The organism is Gilliamella sp. B3482, assembly GCF_026536805.1.
In the GTDB taxonomy this organism is placed as follows: domain Bacteria; phylum Pseudomonadota; class Gammaproteobacteria; order Enterobacterales; family Orbaceae; genus Gilliamella; species Gilliamella apicola_E.
Window position 1 is genome coordinate 50359 of sequence record NZ_JAFNNL010000001.1, and the last position, 19712, is coordinate 70070.

Here is a 19712-nt window from a genome sequence, read left to right on the forward strand (position 1 = left end):
ACAGGTTTGTAACAAAATTAAAAAGGGGAACTCTCTCCCCTTTTATTAATAATTAAAGCAGTGCTCCGATCATATCTTCTAGTTTACCTTGATCGACCGCAAAGGCTCGAATGCCTTCAGCTAATTTCTCAACTGCCATTGCATCACTATTATGTTGCCATCTAAACTCAGCTTCAGTCATTAACGATGGACGTTCTACAATTGTTTGATTCGGATTCAATTTGCGTTCTACTGGCGCATTTGATTGTTGCATTTCCGCTAATAAATTTGGTGAAATGGTCAAACGATCACAACCCGCTAACGCTAATATTTGATCGACTTTACGGAAACTTGCTCCCATCACAATTGTTTTATAACCATGCTGTTTATAATAGTTATAAATATTACGAACAGATACTACGCCCGGATCTTGATCGGCAACATAAGGTTCTATTGGTTTCTTTGCTTGATACCAGTCATAAATACGTCCAACAAATGGTGAGATTAAAAATGCATTAACTTCTGCACAAGCTCGCGCTTGAGCAAAGGAAAATAGTAAAGTTAAATTACAGTTAATACCTTCTTTCTCTAAAACTTCCGCTGCTTTAATTCCTTCCCAAGTTGAAGCGATTTTGATTAGAATTCGCGATTTATCAATGCCTTTTTGTTTATATAAATCGATAATTTTCCTAGCTTTTTCAATACATCCCTGTTTATCAAACGACAATCTAGCATCGACTTCGGTTGAAATTCGGCCTGGAACTGTTTTTAGAATTTCGGCGCCTATATTCACCGCAACTTGATCACAAGCATTAACCAATTGTTGTTCTTTACTGCCACCTAATTTTTTAGCAGTATCAACAGCTGAATCAATTAAAGAACGATATTGAGGAAGTTGAGCTGCTTTTAACACAAGCGATGGATTCGTCGTTGCATCTTCTGGAGAAAACTGTTTAATCGAATCAATATCACCTGTATCGGCAACCACGACAGTTAATTTTTTAAATTCATCTAATTGGCTCATACTTCAAATTCCTCTACTACATGTTTTTTAAACATAATTATAATAACATTTATTAAGTAATAAAACGACAGGATAAAGTCGTTTCAGTTCAGGCTATTTTTATCAAAAATAGTATAAAAACAAAGCTAAATTTAAGCGTAATTCAACAACTCGTTACTTTAAAACTCATCGTAATAAAAAACGTTCTACTTCTTCAGAAAATAGACCACTTTTAAATTATGATTTTTATCTTAGTTGAATCAATTTTTAGCAAATTCAACCCTTTTGCATCCATTGCCATAATGTGAGCGTTATCACTATTTTTCACGGCGGATCATCTATCACGGCATTATACTGCATGTATTTCATGACTTTATTTAAGCAATGTAACCTAAAATACTGTTTTAATATTCTACAATGCTTTGTCTCACTTTACATACAGCATCATCTGCACCAATAGCTTCATGTTTTATATTTTGTGTTTCATCACACCAAAATGAACATGCGTTCATATTAATATCATTTGTTACTTTGAGGTATAAATAAATTCAATTTTGTGATGTAAGTCTCGAAAAAAGATATTGAATAAAAAATATATTGACCTTTTTATTTAAAAGATAACAAAAATAGGCAAAAATAAGCGGTTAAATTTTTAAAAAAGTGACAGGGTTTAATCAAAGGTTAAAGATTAATACATTTGATACATTTAGTCTATTTAAGGCTGGTTAACCTGATTTAATTAAGATTGTTAAAAGAAGATAAATTACTGAACCCAAACATAATTTGGATAAACGACTAAATTACAACTAACACATGCCGAACACTGCTTACCAGCACAAGTTAATAAATTACTATTTACTAATTTAATGACTCCTTTATTTACCCAAAAATTAAGCATCGGTTCAACGGCACTTTCAGGCAAACGAAAGTGACGAGCCACATCTAGCAAATTGGCTCGCCCTCGTAATTGAATATAATCTCGGATTGATGTTATAAGCATAAAAATTAAAGTCTATTATTCACAACAAGCCGATTTATTGTGTGAGCGTGGTTTAGGTAACTGATAATGATTAAAGCATGGCAGATTCCCAAGTTTACGCATAACAACAAAAGTCAGAATAATAAATACCCCTATACCAGTTAGCCAATATGGTGCAGATGTTGAATGACCTAATAGACTAGATTGGTAATAAATCGTTGCACATAACCACCCAATAACAAATGTCCAAACTGCAACAAAGATCATCCATTTTAGCCCTGCCTCACGATAAATGGTGCCTAATGCTGCTGCACACGGTGTGTATAGTAGAATAAAAATGAGATAAGCAATGGCAGAAGTTGAAGTAATGAAAGAATTGCTTATTTTAGTTATCGTAATTGAATCAACAGATAATTCATCTTGTCGGCTATCATCTTTATTAACGAGCCCGAGTGGATCGCCAATTGAGTTTGCTAAATCAATAAGATGGGCAGGAATAGAGGCAAAAGCTGACTTAATTCCACCATAAAATGAAAACTCTTCTTGCTCATGATGATCCATTGAATAGAGTGAATTTAAAGTTGCAACCACTGATTCTTTGGCAAAAATTCCGGTAAAAATACCCACGGTAGCTGGCCAATTTTGTTTATCTATCCCCATGGGTGTAAAAGCTGGCGTCACTTTTTGGCCAATAACAGATAGCATAGAGTCATTCGAATTTTCATGCCCAAACGAACCATCAACACCCCATGAGTTTAATATGCTAAGTACTGTCACCATCACTACGATTGCTTTACCTGCTCGTAAAACAAAGCTTTTTAGCCGTTGGCAAGTTATTCGCAACATACTGCGTAAAGTCGGAATACGATAGACCGGCATTTCCATAATAAATGGTGTTAATTCGCCTTGTAGTAAAGTATTTTTTAAGACAAAACCAGTCAGCATCGCCACAAAAATACCAAGTAAATACAACATAAAAACCACAACCGATGCATAATTAGGAAAGAATATCACAGCAAACAATGCATAAACTGGCAAACGTGCACTACAAGACATAAAAGGAATTAGACAAATAGATAAGAGACGATCACGTGGGCTATCTAATGTTCTTGTCCCCATAATAGCTGGCACGCCACAACCAAATCCCATTAACATTGGTACAAAGGCTTTACCGGGCAGTCCGATACATCGCATAAAACGATCTACAATCATCGCAGCTCGAGCTAAATAACCTGAATCTTCCAAAAAAGATAAAACAAAAAACATCGCCGCAATAACTGGAATAAATGTTGATACAGTCGTAATCCCATTACCAAGCCCGTCAGCTAAAATAACCGTTAACCAAGTTGGCGCATGTAGCATATTTAAAAGGTAATTAAAGCCATCAACAAAAATCGTACTAAAAATACCTTCAAAAAAATCAACAAAAACCGAACCAAAATTAATCGCAACCAAAAACATGGCATACATTGCAAACAAAAAGAAGGGAATCCCAGTAAAGCGTCCTAAAGCTAATTTATCCAATTTTTCAGTAAGATTTAAGCTGGCCTCACGAGGTTTATCGACCACCATTTTGCAAACCATATCAATCGTATCGTAACGTATAGAGGCTAAGGCTACATCAACTTGATAATCAAAATTAATCGATACCAAACGACGACAAGTCTCTAACTTCTCATTTTCAACTAAATCAAATGAGCGATCAGAACCATTAAGCAATGCTTCTATTAATTGCCACCGGTTAAATTGATGGATTTTGCTCGTCATGGGTAATTCATCCAAATAGCGATTAAAGATCACTTTTGAATCCCAATTTAAGGTATCTATTGTTGGTTTTGCTATTTTCAGATCTAGAGTGCTAATTTGTATTTGCTGATAAAATTGTGTTAATCCCATTTTCTGCGTAGATGAAATAGCCACAACTGGGCAACCTAATAGTTTCGAGAGTTTAGCGATATTTAACTTTTCCCCCATCGCTGTAAGTGCATCAACCATATTAAGCACAATTATCATCGGCACTTGCATATCAATTAGCTGAAAAGTTAAATACAAGCTACGTTGCAAATTGGTTGCATCAATAACATTAACAATCAAACTGTCTTTGTCTGTTAACAAAAACTGACGTGTAATAAATTCATCTTGAGCGGTTGAATCTGACTCAATGGAATAAGTTCCAGGCAAATCAACAACATCATACTGTGTATTTTGATAATCAAATGAGCCTGACTTATGCTCAACCGTCACACCAGGCCAATTACCAACACGCTGCTTTGAACCAGTTAACAAATTAAATAAGGTGGTTTTACCACAATTGGGATTACCAATTAACGCAATTTTCATGCAACTACCTCAACTTCGATGGCTGCTGCTTCACGTCGACGCAAACAGAGCAAAAAACCTCGAAGGCTTATTTCAATCGGATCACCTAGTGGTGCAATTCGCAATACCTTCAATTTACATCCGGGTGTCATTCCCATAGCTAAAAGTTTGCTTCGAAAAGGTAAAGAGTCAGGTAACAGACGTTTAACAACAGCCTCGTGACCTATAGAAAGGTGTTCAAGGGTAAATACAGACATCAGACATCATACTTCCTATCAAATACGGTTGTATTTCAATAAATGGCGACATTTTAAAAGATAATCATTCGCATTTTTAGTGTTTAACTGCGAACAAATCGCAAAGAACATCTAAAATAAGTGAAAACAATTGAATTTATAGGCAAATTAGAAGATAACCCTGACAAAAGTTGATAATTCAAGACTCAAAAACCCCGCTCCTCAACTTTTTTTGGCATTAGAAAAGCGCTTTTCTACAAATCTCTTCAAAACCGTTTTTAAGTTTTTATTAAGATGCTTGATAGCCATTATAGGGTGATAAATCATCATTCTTGGACCAGAATAACGCATGACTTCTTTTATTCGCTGTTTGTAGTCTTTACGGTAACAATGTTTTAAACAGAGTTCGCAGGTAGTTTTAGACTCGCCAAATCGGCACATAGTCAATCGTTGCATAGCGTACTGTAATAAATCATTACACTCATCGCATAGCAAGTTTTTTGAGGTGTGGTGTTTTTGGTGACAATAAAGATATATCATCACTTTTACTGTGTTTTTTTCCTGATTTATTTTGGGGCCAGTGTTGTTTGCAACCATAATTAAATATATATCGGTCAAAAAGATGCTAGAATACTAAATTAATTAGTATGATCACAAGGATTTTGGTTAATGGCAAGAATTATCAACAAAGATACTACTGTTTGTATGTCACTTTCAGCTAGACCAAGTAATTTTGGTACTCGCTTTCATAATTATTTATATGAAAAATTGGATCTAAATTATATCTATAAAGCCTTCACCACCAATAATTTGAAAGATGCAATTTATGGTATTAAAGCATTATCTATTCGTGGTTGTGCAATTTCGATGCCTTATAAGCAAGCTTGTATAGAATTTATTGATGAATTAGATGTATCAGTCCAATCCATTCAAGCAGTGAATACGATCGTTAATACCGACCACTATTTAAAAGCGTATAACACCGACTATATTGCTGTAGAAAAACTAATTAAGGCAAATCATATTAACAACAACACGCCATTTGTTCTAAAAGGCAGTGGAGGCATGGCTAATGCGGTAATTGGCGCTTTTTATGATGCTGGCTTTAAACATGGGATTGTATGTGCCCGAAATCAGATTAAAGGCGAAGCTTTAGCTGAGCGTTACAATTATAAATGGGTTAAGGATGAGTCAACCATTACGCCAGAACAAGCAAAATTAATTATTAATGTGACCCCTATTGGTATGCAAGGTGGCGTTGAAGCAGATCAACTAGCATTCAGTGAAGTCCTGATTAATCATGCAGATATTGTATTTGATGTGGTCGCCCTACCAATTGAAACACCACTAATTAATTATGCAAAAAAATTAAATAAAACTGTCATTACCGGTGCAGATGTTGTTGTGTTACAAGCCGTTGAACAATTTATTTTGTACACCGGTGTTACGCCTAGCGATGAACTCATCAATCAAGCTGCTGAGTTTGCCAGACAAGGTTAATCTCATTGATAACATAATTTGTAAAGCACACGCTAAAAAATCTCTTGATTCGGACGTTTATTCCTTAATGAAATACAGGTTAAAACGTCCAAACTTACCTAAAATCTGTTTAATTGAAAAACTCGAAGCCCCCTTTTTACTCTAAAAAAAGTTGAGGAGCGGGGTTTTTGATGTTTGCAAACCTTCTATAAAATATCATTAATTAAAAATAGGAAGTAAAATGCTTACTAAACGTTTTACCTACTCGATTGATATCAAACAAGTTTGGCATAGCGCTTCGCCCTCTTTTTTGCTGGTTAACAGCAGCAACTGATAGATTTGCAAATAATAGGGTCTTTTCTAATGGCCAATCATAACTAATGCCGTAAGCAAAAGCGCCCTGAAAAATATCACTTTCGGTCATCTTATCAATCGATTGATTTTTAAAACCGGGAATAATGATGACGTCTTGACGAGCAAGATATGCACTCCCCTTTTCACCCATGCGGATGATGACTTTACCGCGAGTTAAACTACGCAATTTTTTAAATGCGTCTTTAATTGTTTTCTTATCACTAAAGGATTTTATTTTTAAAAATGCACAAGCAAATTGTTCAGTTACAATGACATAATCTGCATGTTGAGCTAGGTACAGACTTGAATCAGACAGACTATCTATACACATAATAACTTTCGTTTTAGGTAAATTCTTGATGATATATTCACTTAATTCGGCTTCATATCCATCGACTAAAATAACAATATTGTAGCCACGAATGGTTTGCATAAAGTGATTGAGTTTATTTTTTTCATCATCAGTTAATTTTGGTGGCGTGGTTAATCGGTGCGATATAACGGTTTGCGTTCCGGTTTGTTCATCAATAGTGATTGCTTCTAATGGGGTGATCATTTTTTCTGAAAAAATAAATTGCTCAGTATTCACGCCTGCATCGGTAAGTTCAGAAACAATCTGATTACCATAGGAATCATTATTTAAATGACTAATGTGATAAATAGCTTCGCCCCAAAGTGCGAGCAAATAAGCCGTATTAGCACAAGAACCACCTCCACAACGGACTATATTATCTGGCGGGATAACACCGTTTTTTTCTAAATTAGGTGAAGTAAAACAAACTAGATCTAAACAAGCAAAACCTACGGTAAGAATTGTCATCATTTAGCCTCAATAAATGGATTAATTTAAAAAAACTAAAAATTGAAAATTTTTGACTTAACTTTGTTCGACTTGATTTAAATAATTATGCCAGCGTTCAAACTGCTAGAGAGAAAATGAAAAGCAATAAGGGAATCTACTTATTGCTTTTAGAAAAACGATGCCTCAAAAAGGCTTTATCATATAAAACTATAATATATTATTATAGAACAACCCGTTTAAGGATTCATTTTATGCTAAGTGAATTTTTTAAGTTTAGTAAGCATAAAACTTAAATTTTGTGATAGATGTCTCAAATATAGTCCTTTTATCACTAAATATCAAATTCAAATGTACATAAAATCATCAGCAAAGACGGTTTAGGTTTATCACTGATGATGAATACTTTCTCTTTAAATAATGATTTATCTTAAAAAACAGCAATTTTACATGGTCTGCTTTAATTTGTTGTAGACCTCTAAAAGTTTTTGATGCATCACAAATTGATCCATTGGATGATTATGCTCATTGCTAATCAAATCAGCGAGGCCAAAAAACTGTTTTTTGCCTGTTGCATATTGCCACATTTCGTCAACGCAAGTTTTTCCATACATTTTATTGAATGCATTTTGGTAATCACTAAATTGGTTTTCACCTCGTTCAATAATAAAATTCACTAATGTTTGCAAACAACGATAAGCATGGTTACGTTCAGGCGTAAAGATGGATTCGTTCATTTCAACCGTCCAATCGATCCACAATTTTGCTTGCGGTAAATCACCAGCGGCTAATGCCAGCATAGCTTTTAATTCACCAATTCGTAAAGTCAGCCATGCATTATCTTTACCTGTTGCAATGCCAAGCAGTTCACGAACACGAGCAAAATCATCTAAACCTTCATCATCGAACTGTTCAATAATTGCCAGCAACTCTTTTGCTGTATGCTTTTGATGAGGAAGCGATAAGATCAAATCGCGTAAATGGATCGCCATATTATTGTTTGCGATCAATAGATCTTCAGGTGGATAGATTTCTGACATGCCGACAGCTAAAATACGGCAAGCATAAACTCCAAGATGTTGGTAATCCATGATCAGGACTTCAATTTGATGACGATTAAAAATTGCCATTAAATTAGCAAATTCTTGCTCTGTCGATCCTGAAAAATCCCAATCTACAAATTCATAATCCGATTTTTCATTAAACAGATCCCACGAGATTAAGCCACTTGAATCAATAAAATGCGTTTCTAAGTTGCTTAAATCGGCAACATCATCATTATCAAAACTTGGTGGTGAAAACACATCCAAATCTTTAAGACTTCGGCCTTGTAAGAGCTCGGTAACGGTTCGCTCAAGAGCCACACCAAAATTAGGGTGTGCACCGAAAGAGGCATAACAAGTACCATTTTGAGGATTAAATAAAACAACACAAATAACGGGGAATTCGCCACCTAATGAGCCATCAAAGCAGTAAATCGGGAAGCCTTCGCTTTCTAGAGCGTCGATTGCAGCTAATACTGCTGGATAACGATTGAGTACTTCGACAGGTATGGTTGGCAGACTGATTGCCTCAGTAATAATTCTATTTTTAGTGTAACGTTCGAATATTTCTGACAGACCTTGTACTCGTGCTTCGTTTGGAGTATTGCCTGCTGACATTCCATTAGAAGCATATAAATTAGCTATTAAGTTAACCGGTACATAGATGGTTTGACCATCGGATTGTTGTACAAACGGTAAAGCACAAATCCCACGTTCACCATTACTTGACTGTAAATCAATTAAATCGGTAGCAGTTAATTCATGATCCGGATCATAAAACTTGAGTAATTTTGGAGATAATAATCCTTTAGGTAAGCTATTATCTTTCGGTATCGTAAACCATTTTTCAGTTGGATAATGAACAAATTCACTATTGGCAGCTTTTTCACCTAAATAAAAATCAGAAAAAAAGTAATTGGTTGAAAGTCTTTCAAAATACTCACCAAGAGCAGAAGCTAATGCCGCTTTTTTGCTAGCGCCTTTACCGTTAGCAAAACAGAGTGGACATTTAGTATTTTGAATATGTACCGACCATACGTTAGGTACAGGATTAAGCCAAGAAGCTTCTTTAACAACTAAGTCAAATTTTTCCAATTGTTGTTGAAAATAGTTAATCGAATCTTCAAGTGCTGCATCTTTACCGGGGATAAATGTTTTCATTAAAAACCTTTTTAATATAGCTTGAACAATTTATTTGTCATTAAGTTCACTTAATGGCCATCTTGGTTTGACTTCTATTGCCAGATCAGCAAATTGTGAGGATTTAAGATGGATCATACCTGCATAAGCAATCATCGCACCATTATCTGTACAAAATTCTAATCTCGGATAATATACCTGCCCTTTTCGCTCAGCCATTAGTTGAGCTAATTTACGACGTAACGTTTTATTGGCGCTAACACCACCAGCGATAACTAAACGATTAAAACCGGTGAGATCTAAAGCTCGACGTGATTTAATCAACAACGTATCGACTAATGCATCTTCAAATGCTCTAGCAATATCAGCTTTGCTTTGCTCGTTAAGGTCTTGCCCTTGTTGATGAATAGTATTTGCTGCAGCCGTTTTTAGACCGGAAAAACTAAAATCTAAACCCGGTCTATCTGTCATCGGTCTTGGAAAATGAAAACGTGACGCATCACCTTGCTCAGCAAGTTTAGATAATTTAGCGCCACCAGGATAATCCAAACCTAATAATTTTGCTGTTTTGTCGAACGCTTCACCTGCGGCATCATCAATCGATTCGCCAAGTAACTCATATTCGCCAACACCAGTGACTTTAATTAATTGAGTATGACCACCGGAAACGAGCAAAGCAACAAAAGGAAACTCGGGCGGATTATCTTCTAACATCGGCGCAAGTAAATGGCCTTCCATATGGTGCACAGCAACCGCAGGCACATTCCAAGCATAAGCAAGCGAGCGACCGATAGAAGCACCAACCATTAATGCACCAATTAACCCAGGCCCAGCGGTATAAGCCACGCCGTCAATATCATTGGGTTTTAAATTTGCTTCTTTCAATGCAGCTTGAATGAGCGGTACCGTCTTACGAATGTGATCGCGCGAAGCGAGCTCAGGTACAACACCACCGTAATCAGCATGTAATTTGATTTGTGAATAGAGTTGATTGGCGATAAGACCTTGCTTGTCATCATAAATAGCAATCCCCGTCTCATCGCACGAGGTTTCAATGCCTAAAATCTTCATTAATGTTTACTCATCAGATCAGAAATTTCGTCTTCACTCCAAAGATCTTGTTCAGAAAGTTCTTTATCAGCGATGCGATGTTCTTCTGTGGCCCAATCACCTAAATCAATCAATTGGCAACGTTTACTACAAAACGGACGATATGGACTTTTTTCAGACCATTCAACATCTTTTTGGCAGGTAGGACATTTTACAATGGTATTTTTATTCATTTAAACGCTCTTAAATTCTATTTGACTAACAACATGCAAGTTCAAATTCGATTGCATCAATATTGTTATTATCACCAGCATAAAGGGGTAAAAAACGAATACTATAACGAGACATGTGACCGGATACTTGAGGATAAACATTTTTATCCAAAGCAACACGAATTCGAATCAAACTCACATCACCATTGGTTTCTTGAAAGAAATTGTTGGTACAAGTGAAAAGACTAAATTCGCCTAATTGTCGAATAAATTGTAAACAAGCTTTCAAAGGCTCATCAAGTACCGCAATATGTTTTAACCACTCATCAACTTGTGAATTGCGTTTTTCTTGTGTTTGATTTAACCATAAATGAAATGATGGTAAATCAAAACTACAACATCCACCTGGGATCATCAAACGCTGACGAATTGCCGTAATAAAACGGTCATCTTTCAAAGCTTGTCCTAAGCGTAAACTCGAATTAAACTTTGTTAAAAAAAGATCATATTTTTTAAGCATATCGCCAAGTAACTCTTTGTCTACACCATCTAGTTCAATCCAAGATAGTATTTTCTGTTTTTGAGCTTCGATCTCTTTAATTAAATCGCCTTTAACATCATTACGCTCAACGATTTCTAATAACTCTGATAATGCATGAAAAAACAATAATGCATTATTTTGTGAGAAATGGCGATGTAAATGTAATTGTTTAAGTAAAAACTCAATACGTAACCAAGTACGCATTCTTTCATTTAATGGATGTTCGAAAATTATGTTATTCATAGCTATTCTTAACTTTTAAGTTATGTAGATATTGCTTATGCAAGTTATCTACTTGAATTTTCAGTGACTCTAAATCACCATCATTCACAATAATATCATCGGCAAAGGCTAAACGATCGGTCAAACAAACCTGTGTTGCAATCATTTTTTTTGCCAATGACTCACTAATTCTATCTCGATTAATCAGGCGTTCTAATTGTAACGCTTCTGGAATATCAATCATCAAAACGCGATCAGCCAACTGGTGTAAATTGTTCTCAATTAATAAAGGCACCACCCATATCACATAAGGTTTGGTTTGCTGAGCAAACTGTTTTTGCGTCTCTTGTGCAATAATCGGGTGCAATAAATTATTTAACCATAACCGTTCATGATCATTGTTAAAAATGATCTCTCTTAATTGGCTACGGTCTAATTCACCATTTTCTAACAAGATTTCTTGGCTAAAATGTTTAGTAATTTGCTCCAAAGCAGGCGTACCTACTTCAACCACTTGGCGAGCAATAATGTCAGCATCAATAATTGGAACGCCTAATTGAGCAAATAGATGGGCAATGGTACTTTTACCACTTGCAATGCCTCCACTAAGGGCAACAATATAAGACATAAATCAAATTCCAACTAAAATGACTATATTAAGGGATTATATCATACAACTGGGCAACAGAATATATAGCATTTATCACTAAAATAATTTTAATCATTCCCCCCAAAAGGTCCCGCATAAAACGTTTAAATCATTTCTGTCAGAATATCATCAATAACGCATTTTGATGAAAAAATGCCGCCATATTTTGTGATTTAGATCAAAAATAATACTTTTTGTGGATTTTTTAATGTCTAATATCAAAAAAATTAGATAAAACAGTTGTTTTGTTCGTATAGCTGTATATAATCACATGCATCTGTATATAAAAACAGGAATAAACCATGAGACCATTAACCGAACGCCAACAACAAATTTATGATTTAATTAAAGAAAACATCCAAACAACCGGTATGCCACCGACTCGAGCGGAAATTGCCCAAAAATTAGGATTTCGATCCGCCAATGCAGCTGAAGAACATTTAAAAGCATTGGCTAAAAAAGGGGCGATTGAGATGATAGCTGGCTCATCTCGTGGAATTCGTTTATTACTTGAACAACCAGATGACGCATCCGATTTTGAAGGCATCCCTTTAATTGGTAAAGTAGCCGCTGGCTCACCAATTTTGGCACAAGAACATATCGAAAGCCATTATCAAATGTCACCAGCATTATTCAAACCACAAGCTGACTTTTTATTAAGAGTTCAAGGCATGTCAATGAAGGATATTGGTATTTTAGATGGTGATTTACTTGCCGTTCACAAAACTCAAGATGTAAAAAACGGCCAAGTGGTTGTTGCTCGCATTGATGATGAGGTCACCGTAAAACGATTATCGCAAAAAGGAAGACATGTAAAACTTCTAGCGGAAAATCCTGAATTTGCGCCAATCGATGTTGATTTAGAGCAACAAAATTTTGCCATTGAAGGTATCGCAGTTGGTATTATTCGTAATGGTTCATGGATGTAATCTTAAAGTTAGTATAAAATATCCAATAATTGTTGCTTAGGAGATAACAATATGTGGTTATTTTGGGTATATGAATTTTTAGGATTTGTTGGCGTTATATTATTAGTCTTCGCTTACTGTCGTATTCGTAAACAAGGTTTTTGGTCTTTTTTGTGGCACAATTTAAAATGGATTTCGATTGCCGTTGCTTGTGTTTGGTTACTAATAGCACTCATTTGTCGAAATGATTTATACAGCGCTGCAAAATGTTATTTCCGTGGTGAAAGTATGCACGCTAACACCAAATATTCTATTTTTTGGAGTGAGTGCCAGATCGAAACTTCAAACGGTAACTTTTTACCAATTGACCGCACCCGAGCACTGCCTGGTGCCAAAGATGGTGGTGATAGTCATGGTGACGGAGTGCCTGCTGATGATTTAATCATCAATTAAATTGGTTGATTCTAAAAACAGGCAATGCAAAACGTTGCCTATTTTTTTATTTGGTAAAATTCTATTTGATTGACTTTACTTATATCACTTTTTCATTAACCCGCATGTAAGCTAAGCAATGTTTTTCGAGTTGTTTAAAGCCAAAAATGAGAACAAAACTTACACACAAATAGATCACCGCTGCAATCCCAAAGGCATGAAAAGGCTGATAAGTTTCAGCATAAATATCACGAGCAATCTTCATCACATCTTGAACCGTCACAGTAAAAGCTAATGCGGTTGAGTGCAACATAAAAATCACTTCATTGCTATAAGCAGGCAATGCAATTCGAAAAGCTCTTGGTAAAATAATATAGCGATACAATTGCCAGCGATTAAAACCAAGTGCGGTAGCGGCCTGAATTTCACCACTTGGTACATTACGAATCGCACCAGCAAAAACCTCAGTAGTGTACGCGCAAGTATTGAGTGTAAAAGCTAAAATAGTACAATTTAATCCACTTTGGAAAAAGTCACTTAAGTATTGATGTTCGTTAACAAAACTCAATGTATATATGCCGGTATAGATAATCAATAACTGCACATAAAGTGGCGTCCCACGAAAAACATAAGTAAACAAACAAATCGGCCATTTAATGAAGATATGGTTAGCATTTCGCCCCACCGCTAACACTAATGCTAAAATCCCACCTAATGACACAGACAAAATCAAGATCCAAAGCGTCATTGCCAGACCTGTAATATGGTAGCCATCCGACCATAATAGAGCTTTCCAGTAATCTTGAATGATTTCTAACATAATATGGCTCGATTATAATTTTGCTTTAGTGACACCGGCGGAATAATGTTTCTCAAGCCACCATAAAACAACATTAGATATAGAAGTAAAAAATAGATAAAACGCTCCGGCTAGTAAGGCAAAAAATAGCGGTTGATAGGTTGCCTCGCCAGCGGTTTTGGTTGCTTTTACTAGATCGAACAATCCTAATAATGATACAAGTGCCGTGGCTTTTAAAATGACTAACCAATTATTAGCAACTCCGGGAAGAGCATAACGCATCATCAATGGGAATCGCACATAGATAAAAACTTGACGCTTATTTAAGCCTAATGCAGTAGCAGCATCAATTAATGTTTTGGGAACCGATTGAAAAGCACCGCGGAAGGTTTCGGTAAAATAAGCACCGTAGATAAATCCTAAGGTGATAATACCTGCCACAAAAGGATTGATTTCGATCATATCAGCTTCAAAAAAATCAGTAATGCTGTTTAACAAAAATTGCAAACCGAAAAAGATCAGCATCATCAAAACTAAATCAGGCACACCGCGAATTAATGAGGTATAAGCCTGACAAAGTAGTTGCAAAATAGGCTTTTGAGATAATTTGCCAAGAGCACAAACTACCCCCATCATTATGGCAAGAATTAGCGAACAAATCGCTAATTCAATTGTAACTAGTGCACCTTGTAATATTAATGAACTATAGCCTTGCATATAATTTATTTTTTATTGCCATAAACGTTAAAATCAAAATACTTATCATTGATTTTCTTATAGGTACCATCATTTAAAATTTCAACAAGTGCCTGATTAAACGCTTCACGAAGCTCATCATCCTTTTTACGGAATCCTAGCCCAACACCAACATCAAAATAACCTTTATCACTAAGCACATCACCTGCGAACGCAAAGTCTTTACCTTGAGGCTGTTTTAAAAAGGCGTAGCTACCAGTAACCTCATCTTGCAATGCCGCATCTAAACGCCCCGCTGCTAAATCCGAAAACACTTGTAACTGATTTTGATATGGCACAATCACTACACCATTTGGGCGCCACTTATCATTAGCAAAATGCTCTTGAGAAGTCCCCTGCTCAACGCCAACCCGCTTACCTTTTAATGACTCAATGGTTGGTAACAAATCAGAGCCTTTTTTTGCGATTAAGCGAGAATTAGTAATAAAAATTTCGTCGGAAAAAGCTATCTGTTTTTTACGTTTTTCCGTCATCATCAATGAAGAGGATATCATGTCGATTTTGCGTGACAATAAAGAGGGAATTAACGCATCAAAATCAGTAGTCTGAAACTCACACTTGATCTTGGCTTTTTCACAAAGTGCTTTGGTGATTTCGATATTAAAGCCACTGATTTCACCATTTTTATCAATAAAATCAAACGGCGCGTAGGATGTATCCGACCCAATTTTAATCGATTCAGGCACTTTGGCTTGAATTGTCCAAGCACAACTTAACAACATCGCTATCGATGCAATTTTAAATAAACGCTTCATGATTTAATCCTATAAAATTTTTGAACGCATAATATAGCGTGTTATTAAATGAATTAATAATAAAAAAAAATTATCAACATGCGGTTGAAAATTGAGTAAAAGTTATAATTAACATTGTTAAAAGGCGAATTTTTAGGCCTCAAAAACCCCGTTCCTCAACTTTTTTTGGCTTAAAAAGTATGCCATTCAATACTTTTAAGTCTGATTTGATATTAATAAATTTACTTTCGCTAATTATATAGTATGCTTTGCATTATGATGTTAACTCATTTCAAACACTAAATAACGTGCATTCTTTTATCTTATCTTTGCGTAAAGTTTTTTATAGCAGTAATTTGCTATTTAGTATTCGTATGCTGGTTAGTTTGACTGGCTCTACGCTCGTGCCTTGGTATTTTGGTTCAGTTTCGTTGGTGATTCCACTCACTTTAGGCGTGGTTGCCGCAGGCCTGACAGAGATTGATACCCGGTTGCTCAGTCGCTGTATTAATATTTTACTTACGTTAGTTTGTTTTGCGATTGCAACGTTTTCGGTCGAGTTGTTGTTTAATTTTCCTTTGTTATTTATTGTTGGATTAGTTAGCTCGACGTTTATGTTTATTATGCTTGGTACGCTTGGACAACGATATGGCGTGATTGCTTTTGGTTCGTTATTGATTGCTGCGTATACCATGCTGGGCCACAATCTGTTTGATGATAACTATACTCTGCCTTGCTTTCTACTATTGGGTGCACTTTGGTATAACATTGTTTCATTAATTGAATCTATAGTACAACCGATTCGTACAACTCAACAGACATTAGCAAATTGCTTCTTGAAATTATCACTTTATCTTGATGCCAAAGCAGCGATGTTTGATCCTGATGAAACTGATGGCTTTAGACGACAAACGCTTGAATTAACAGAATGCAACACTCAAGTGATTAATGCGTTTAATGATACCAAGCGTTCGCTATTTAATCGTTTAAAAGGCTTTCGTGGGCAATCTTATATTAGAAAGATGCTTAGTTATTATTTTGTTGCCCAAGATATTCACGAACGAGCAAGCTCCTCTCATGGTGATTATCAAGCACTCAGTGAACACTTTAAGCATAGCGATCTGTTATTTCGTTTTGCAAGAATTTTGAATTTACAAGCTAAAGCTTGTGCCAAATTGGCGGTATCGATTAAATTAAATCAAACTTATCACCATGATCCGCTGTTTGCTCGTTATTTTGCTTATTTAGAAGAGGCAATCGTCCAATATCAACAGCATCCTAATGCCAATATGTTATTTATTAAATCGTTGCAAAATCTCTATCAAAATTTGCAAGCCATCGATTTATTATTGGCCAATATTGATACCGAGCAACACTTATCTAAGATACAAGAAGATAATCAGTTGATTGATGAGGAACTAACTCGCTTTCATGATATATTTTCACGAATTAAGCAAAATTTAACTTTGAAATCATCATTATTTCGTCATGCTATTCGTATGAGTCTAGTGCTTTTTGTGGGTTATATGGTGATTTTCTTTTCTCATCTTTCACATGGCTATTGGATTATTTTAACCAGTTTATTTGTTTGCCAACCTAACTATTCCACCACTAAATACCGCTTAAAATTGCGAGTAATCGGGACAATTTTAGGGATCATCATCGGGATTCCGTTAACCTATTTATTTCCAAGTATTGAAGCACAATTAGTGTTGATTATTTTGACCGGCTGGTTATTTTTTCTATTTAAGAATTCGCAATATGCCTATGCGACTGCTTTCATTACTTTATTAGTATTTTTTAGTTTTAGCTTGATCGGTGAAAGTAGTATTTCGGTGGCAATATCACGTATTATAGCAACGTTAATTGGATGCTTTATTGCATGGTTTGCGGTCAGTTTTATCTGGCCTGATTGGAAGTTTAGAAACTTACCTAAATTACTTGATCGAGTCTGTCATGATGATAGTCACTATTTGGCGCTAATTGGTAGTCAATACGTATCAGGTAAAACTAATGATCCTAAATACCGTGTTGCACGGCGAGCTGCACATGATAGTAACGCCGATTTATCTTCACTTATCAGCTTAATGACCAAAGAGCCTCATGTAAAACCCGATCTGATTGAGCAAGGTTTCCGATTATTGACACTTAATCATACATTTATCAGTTACTTGTCAACCTTAGGGGCGCATCGTGATAAAAACATATCGCCCCACACGCTTGAACTATTTGATGATGTTTCGCTTTATATTATTACCATTTTGAGCAATAAGAAGATCGACTCTGAATATCTTCCTTTAAAGAAAATGGTGGATGATCATCTTGAGATTGTGTCCGATGATGATAAAGATAATGATTTGCTGGTCATGCAACAGTTAGCTTTGATTTTGGATATTCTTCCGGAAATCATCGATTTAATTAACTCAATTGAAGAAAAATCTAATTGACCAGCATGCTTATTAATTTAACTTCGTTATTTGATAAATGGGTTTTGTTCACCAATGTAGACTAAGGGTTGTTCGAAGTTGTTAACTTTATCTGCATCAATTTCAAAACCATATAAATAATCTGATTCGAAATATGGACCTTGGTTTTGATTCGGTTTAATCACCGCTGATATTTTGAGATCTTTAATATCAAATGATACTGATTGCTTAGTGGCTTTGTCATAAATAAATATTGACGAATTTGATAAACCTACTTTGCCAAGAAAAATGTCGTGGTATCTGCCGTCAATTGAATAATAGGGTTTTGAATATTGTGCATTGACAGGATCTGAGTGAGTTCGTTCTTCATCTGGTATCAAAAAGAAAGCCTCAATTGATTTATCGCCATGAGCAAGTAAATCATCTGTCACAGAAACGAATGCAAATCGCTTTTTATCTTTTATATAATCAATAAACGTTAGTTGATGAAGATTTACTTTTTCAGTTGATGGTGAATGATTCACTGTTTTTGGATGCACTGATGTTTGAGAATAAGCACCAAAGCTTAATAAAGAAATAATAGATACAATTAGTATTTTTTTCATTGTTTACCTACCCCTTAAGTACATATCCACAAAATTAATCTGAATTTTATCTTGATCTATGATCTTTCTGTCGATAATCAGATTTTATATCTAAACGTTTAAATGTATATAATGGATCAATATAATAAATATATGAATACGGAAATATCATTGATTCAAATCCAAATGCCACTAAAGGTTGATTTTTAAACAATTTGCCAGTCCATTTGTCTTTATTCATTTCATTAAAATCTTTGTCAGTCAGACTTCCAATCCTTGAACTTTCAGTATTGGAATATTCAAAATAAGTAAAAATGTTTTTTTCATTATCAGCTATTACCAATTTCCTATGATAGGTCCCAATAAAGTTGTCATGCTTAATTATTTCATCTTGAAGATAGTAATTTAATTCATTTAATTGAGCTAAATAGCTTTGAGTAATGCTATTTTGAACAGAAGTATCGTTATTTTTCGAGACTTTTGGAAAATCTTGATTGTCAATTTTTTGCCAGTCTAGTCGCGTTAGTTGTTGCATAGCAAACGGACTTTCCTTACCGATATAAACAAATGTATTATTAGGGTTTAAGTTGGGTAATTGCTTAGGGTTCAGTTTAAAACCAAATTGATAACTCTTCTCATCATGATGTGGTGTTTTACCGATACTATAAATATTTATGATTGCAAAAGCTTCTAATTTGCGAATAGGGTAAGTAATTAGTCGATTATGTTCGTAATCATAAAGATAGAAATTATCGTCTTCAGATATTCCAGCTTCTTTCAAAAAACGTTGTCGATAGATTTTTGTTAATTTATAGCTATCTTTCTTATAATTGCCTATTTCATCTGGAATTAAGTGTGGAATGATTCGAGCATTTCCATTTTCATCATATGAGTTAAAATTAATTTTTTCTGATACTGAAGTAAAATAGAAAATGGGGTTATCTTTTTTCTCAACGATAAAAATATCTAAGTCTTTTATAGTATTATCTGAATGATTTTGTATTTCCTCGTTAGCATTTACAAAACAACTCAGTAATAATAATATTAATAACTTTATTTTCATTATTT

Annotated in this window: 20 protein-coding genes; 4 read left to right on the forward strand and 16 right to left on the reverse strand. The window is 35.1% G+C overall.

What is annotated here, in order from left to right; translation table 11 throughout:
• Window positions 1-52: 52 nt before the first annotated feature.
• From tal to J3U18_RS00355, 5 genes are all read right to left on the reverse strand, one after another.
• Window positions 53-1003, reverse strand: coding sequence for a transaldolase (gene tal, locus J3U18_RS00335; RefSeq protein WP_065561718.1), 951 nt, complete (start codon window positions 1001-1003; stop codon window positions 53-55).
• 742 nt (window positions 1004-1745) lie between these two features.
• Complete coding sequence (locus J3U18_RS00340) at window positions 1746-1982, reverse strand: FeoC-like transcriptional regulator (RefSeq protein WP_267352633.1); 237 nt, start codon at window positions 1980-1982, stop codon at window positions 1746-1748.
• 15 nt (window positions 1983-1997) lie between these two features.
• On the reverse strand, window positions 1998-4301 hold the full coding sequence (gene feoB, locus J3U18_RS00345; protein ID WP_267352634.1) for a Fe(2+) transporter permease subunit FeoB: 2304 nt from the start codon (window positions 4299-4301) through the stop codon (window positions 1998-2000).
• On the reverse strand, window positions 4298-4537 hold the full coding sequence (locus J3U18_RS00350; RefSeq protein ID WP_267342760.1) for a FeoA family protein: 240 nt from the start codon (window positions 4535-4537) through the stop codon (window positions 4298-4300). Before J3U18_RS00350 ends, feoB begins: the two co-directional genes overlap by 4 nt.
• 201 nt (window positions 4538-4738) lie before the next feature.
• Window positions 4739-5113, reverse strand: a complete 375-nt coding sequence (locus tag J3U18_RS00355; RefSeq protein WP_267352898.1) for a nitrous oxide-stimulated promoter family protein — start codon at window positions 5111-5113, stop codon at window positions 4739-4741.
• Window positions 5114-5185: 72 nt separating this feature from the next.
• Here J3U18_RS00355 and J3U18_RS00360 point away from each other — a divergent pair, with 72 nt between their 5' ends.
• Complete coding sequence (locus J3U18_RS00360; RefSeq protein WP_220224855.1) at window positions 5186-6016, forward strand: shikimate 5-dehydrogenase; 831 nt, start codon at window positions 5186-5188, stop codon at window positions 6014-6016.
• 202 nt (window positions 6017-6218) lie between these two features.
• Here J3U18_RS00360 and J3U18_RS00365 read toward each other — a convergent pair whose 3' ends face one another.
• From J3U18_RS00365 to coaE, 6 genes are all read right to left on the reverse strand, one after another.
• Window positions 6219-7169, reverse strand: a complete 951-nt coding sequence (locus J3U18_RS00365; protein WP_267352635.1) for a carbohydrate kinase family protein — start codon at window positions 7167-7169, stop codon at window positions 6219-6221.
• 425 nt (window positions 7170-7594) lie between these two features.
• Window positions 7595-9352: a 30S ribosomal protein S12 methylthiotransferase accessory factor YcaO gene (gene ycaO / locus J3U18_RS00370; protein ID WP_267352636.1), complete on the reverse strand. Its 1758-nt coding sequence runs from the start codon at window positions 9350-9352 to the stop codon at window positions 7595-7597.
• 30 nt (window positions 9353-9382) lie between these two features.
• Window positions 9383-10402, reverse strand: a complete 1020-nt coding sequence (gene tsaD / locus J3U18_RS00375; RefSeq protein ID WP_267352637.1) for a tRNA (adenosine(37)-N6)-threonylcarbamoyltransferase complex transferase subunit TsaD — start codon at window positions 10400-10402, stop codon at window positions 9383-9385.
• Window positions 10402-10614 (reverse strand): DNA gyrase inhibitor YacG, encoded by a 213-nt coding sequence (gene yacG / locus J3U18_RS00380; protein WP_065734517.1) that lies wholly within the window; start codon window positions 10612-10614, stop codon window positions 10402-10404. The genes tsaD and yacG overlap by 1 nt, the downstream gene beginning before the upstream one ends.
• Before the next feature lie 25 nt (window positions 10615-10639).
• A complete protein-coding gene (gene zapD / locus J3U18_RS00385) occupies window positions 10640-11377 on the reverse strand; it encodes a cell division protein ZapD (protein ID WP_065734518.1) in 738 nt (245 codons plus the stop codon).
• Entirely contained in the window at window positions 11370-11984 is a 615-nt protein-coding gene (coaE, locus tag J3U18_RS00390) for a dephospho-CoA kinase (protein ID WP_065734519.1), read from the reverse strand. Before coaE ends, zapD begins: the two co-directional genes overlap by 8 nt.
• 323 nt (window positions 11985-12307) lie before the next feature.
• Here coaE and lexA point away from each other — a divergent pair, with 323 nt between their 5' ends.
• Together lexA and J3U18_RS00400 are read left to right on the forward strand one after the other, a co-directional pair.
• Window positions 12308-12934, forward strand: a complete 627-nt coding sequence (lexA, locus tag J3U18_RS00395) for a transcriptional repressor LexA (protein ID WP_065734520.1) — start codon at window positions 12308-12310, stop codon at window positions 12932-12934.
• Window positions 12935-12985: 51 nt separating this feature from the next.
• A complete protein-coding gene (locus J3U18_RS00400) occupies window positions 12986-13366 on the forward strand; it encodes a hypothetical protein (protein ID WP_267342767.1) in 381 nt (126 codons plus the stop codon).
• 79 nt (window positions 13367-13445) lie between these two features.
• Here J3U18_RS00400 and hisM read toward each other — a convergent pair whose 3' ends face one another.
• From hisM to J3U18_RS00415, 3 genes are read right to left on the reverse strand one after another with little or no spacing between them, the layout of a single operon-like run.
• Window positions 13446-14165: a histidine ABC transporter permease HisM gene (hisM, locus tag J3U18_RS00405; RefSeq protein WP_267352638.1), complete on the reverse strand. Its 720-nt coding sequence runs from the start codon at window positions 14163-14165 to the stop codon at window positions 13446-13448.
• Between the two features lie 12 nt (window positions 14166-14177).
• Window positions 14178-14861, reverse strand: coding sequence for an ABC transporter permease (locus J3U18_RS00410; protein ID WP_065734523.1), 684 nt, complete (start codon window positions 14859-14861; stop codon window positions 14178-14180).
• Window positions 14862-14866: 5 nt separating this feature from the next.
• Complete coding sequence (locus J3U18_RS00415) at window positions 14867-15655, reverse strand: lysine/arginine/ornithine ABC transporter substrate-binding protein (RefSeq protein WP_267352639.1); 789 nt, start codon at window positions 15653-15655, stop codon at window positions 14867-14869.
• 335 nt (window positions 15656-15990) lie between these two features.
• Between J3U18_RS00415 and yccS the strand changes: the two genes are divergently transcribed.
• On the forward strand, window positions 15991-18081 hold the full coding sequence (gene yccS / locus J3U18_RS00420; protein WP_267352640.1) for a YccS family putative transporter: 2091 nt from the start codon (window positions 15991-15993) through the stop codon (window positions 18079-18081).
• 26 nt (window positions 18082-18107) lie between these two features.
• Here yccS and J3U18_RS00425 read toward each other — a convergent pair whose 3' ends face one another.
• Together J3U18_RS00425 and J3U18_RS00430 are read right to left on the reverse strand one after the other, a co-directional pair.
• Entirely contained in the window at window positions 18108-18665 is a 558-nt protein-coding gene (locus tag J3U18_RS00425; RefSeq protein ID WP_267352641.1) for a hypothetical protein, read from the reverse strand.
• Window positions 18666-18711: 46 nt separating this feature from the next.
• Complete coding sequence (locus J3U18_RS00430) at window positions 18712-19707, reverse strand: hypothetical protein (RefSeq protein ID WP_267352642.1); 996 nt, start codon at window positions 19705-19707, stop codon at window positions 18712-18714.
• Window positions 19708-19712: the final 5 nt, after the last annotated feature.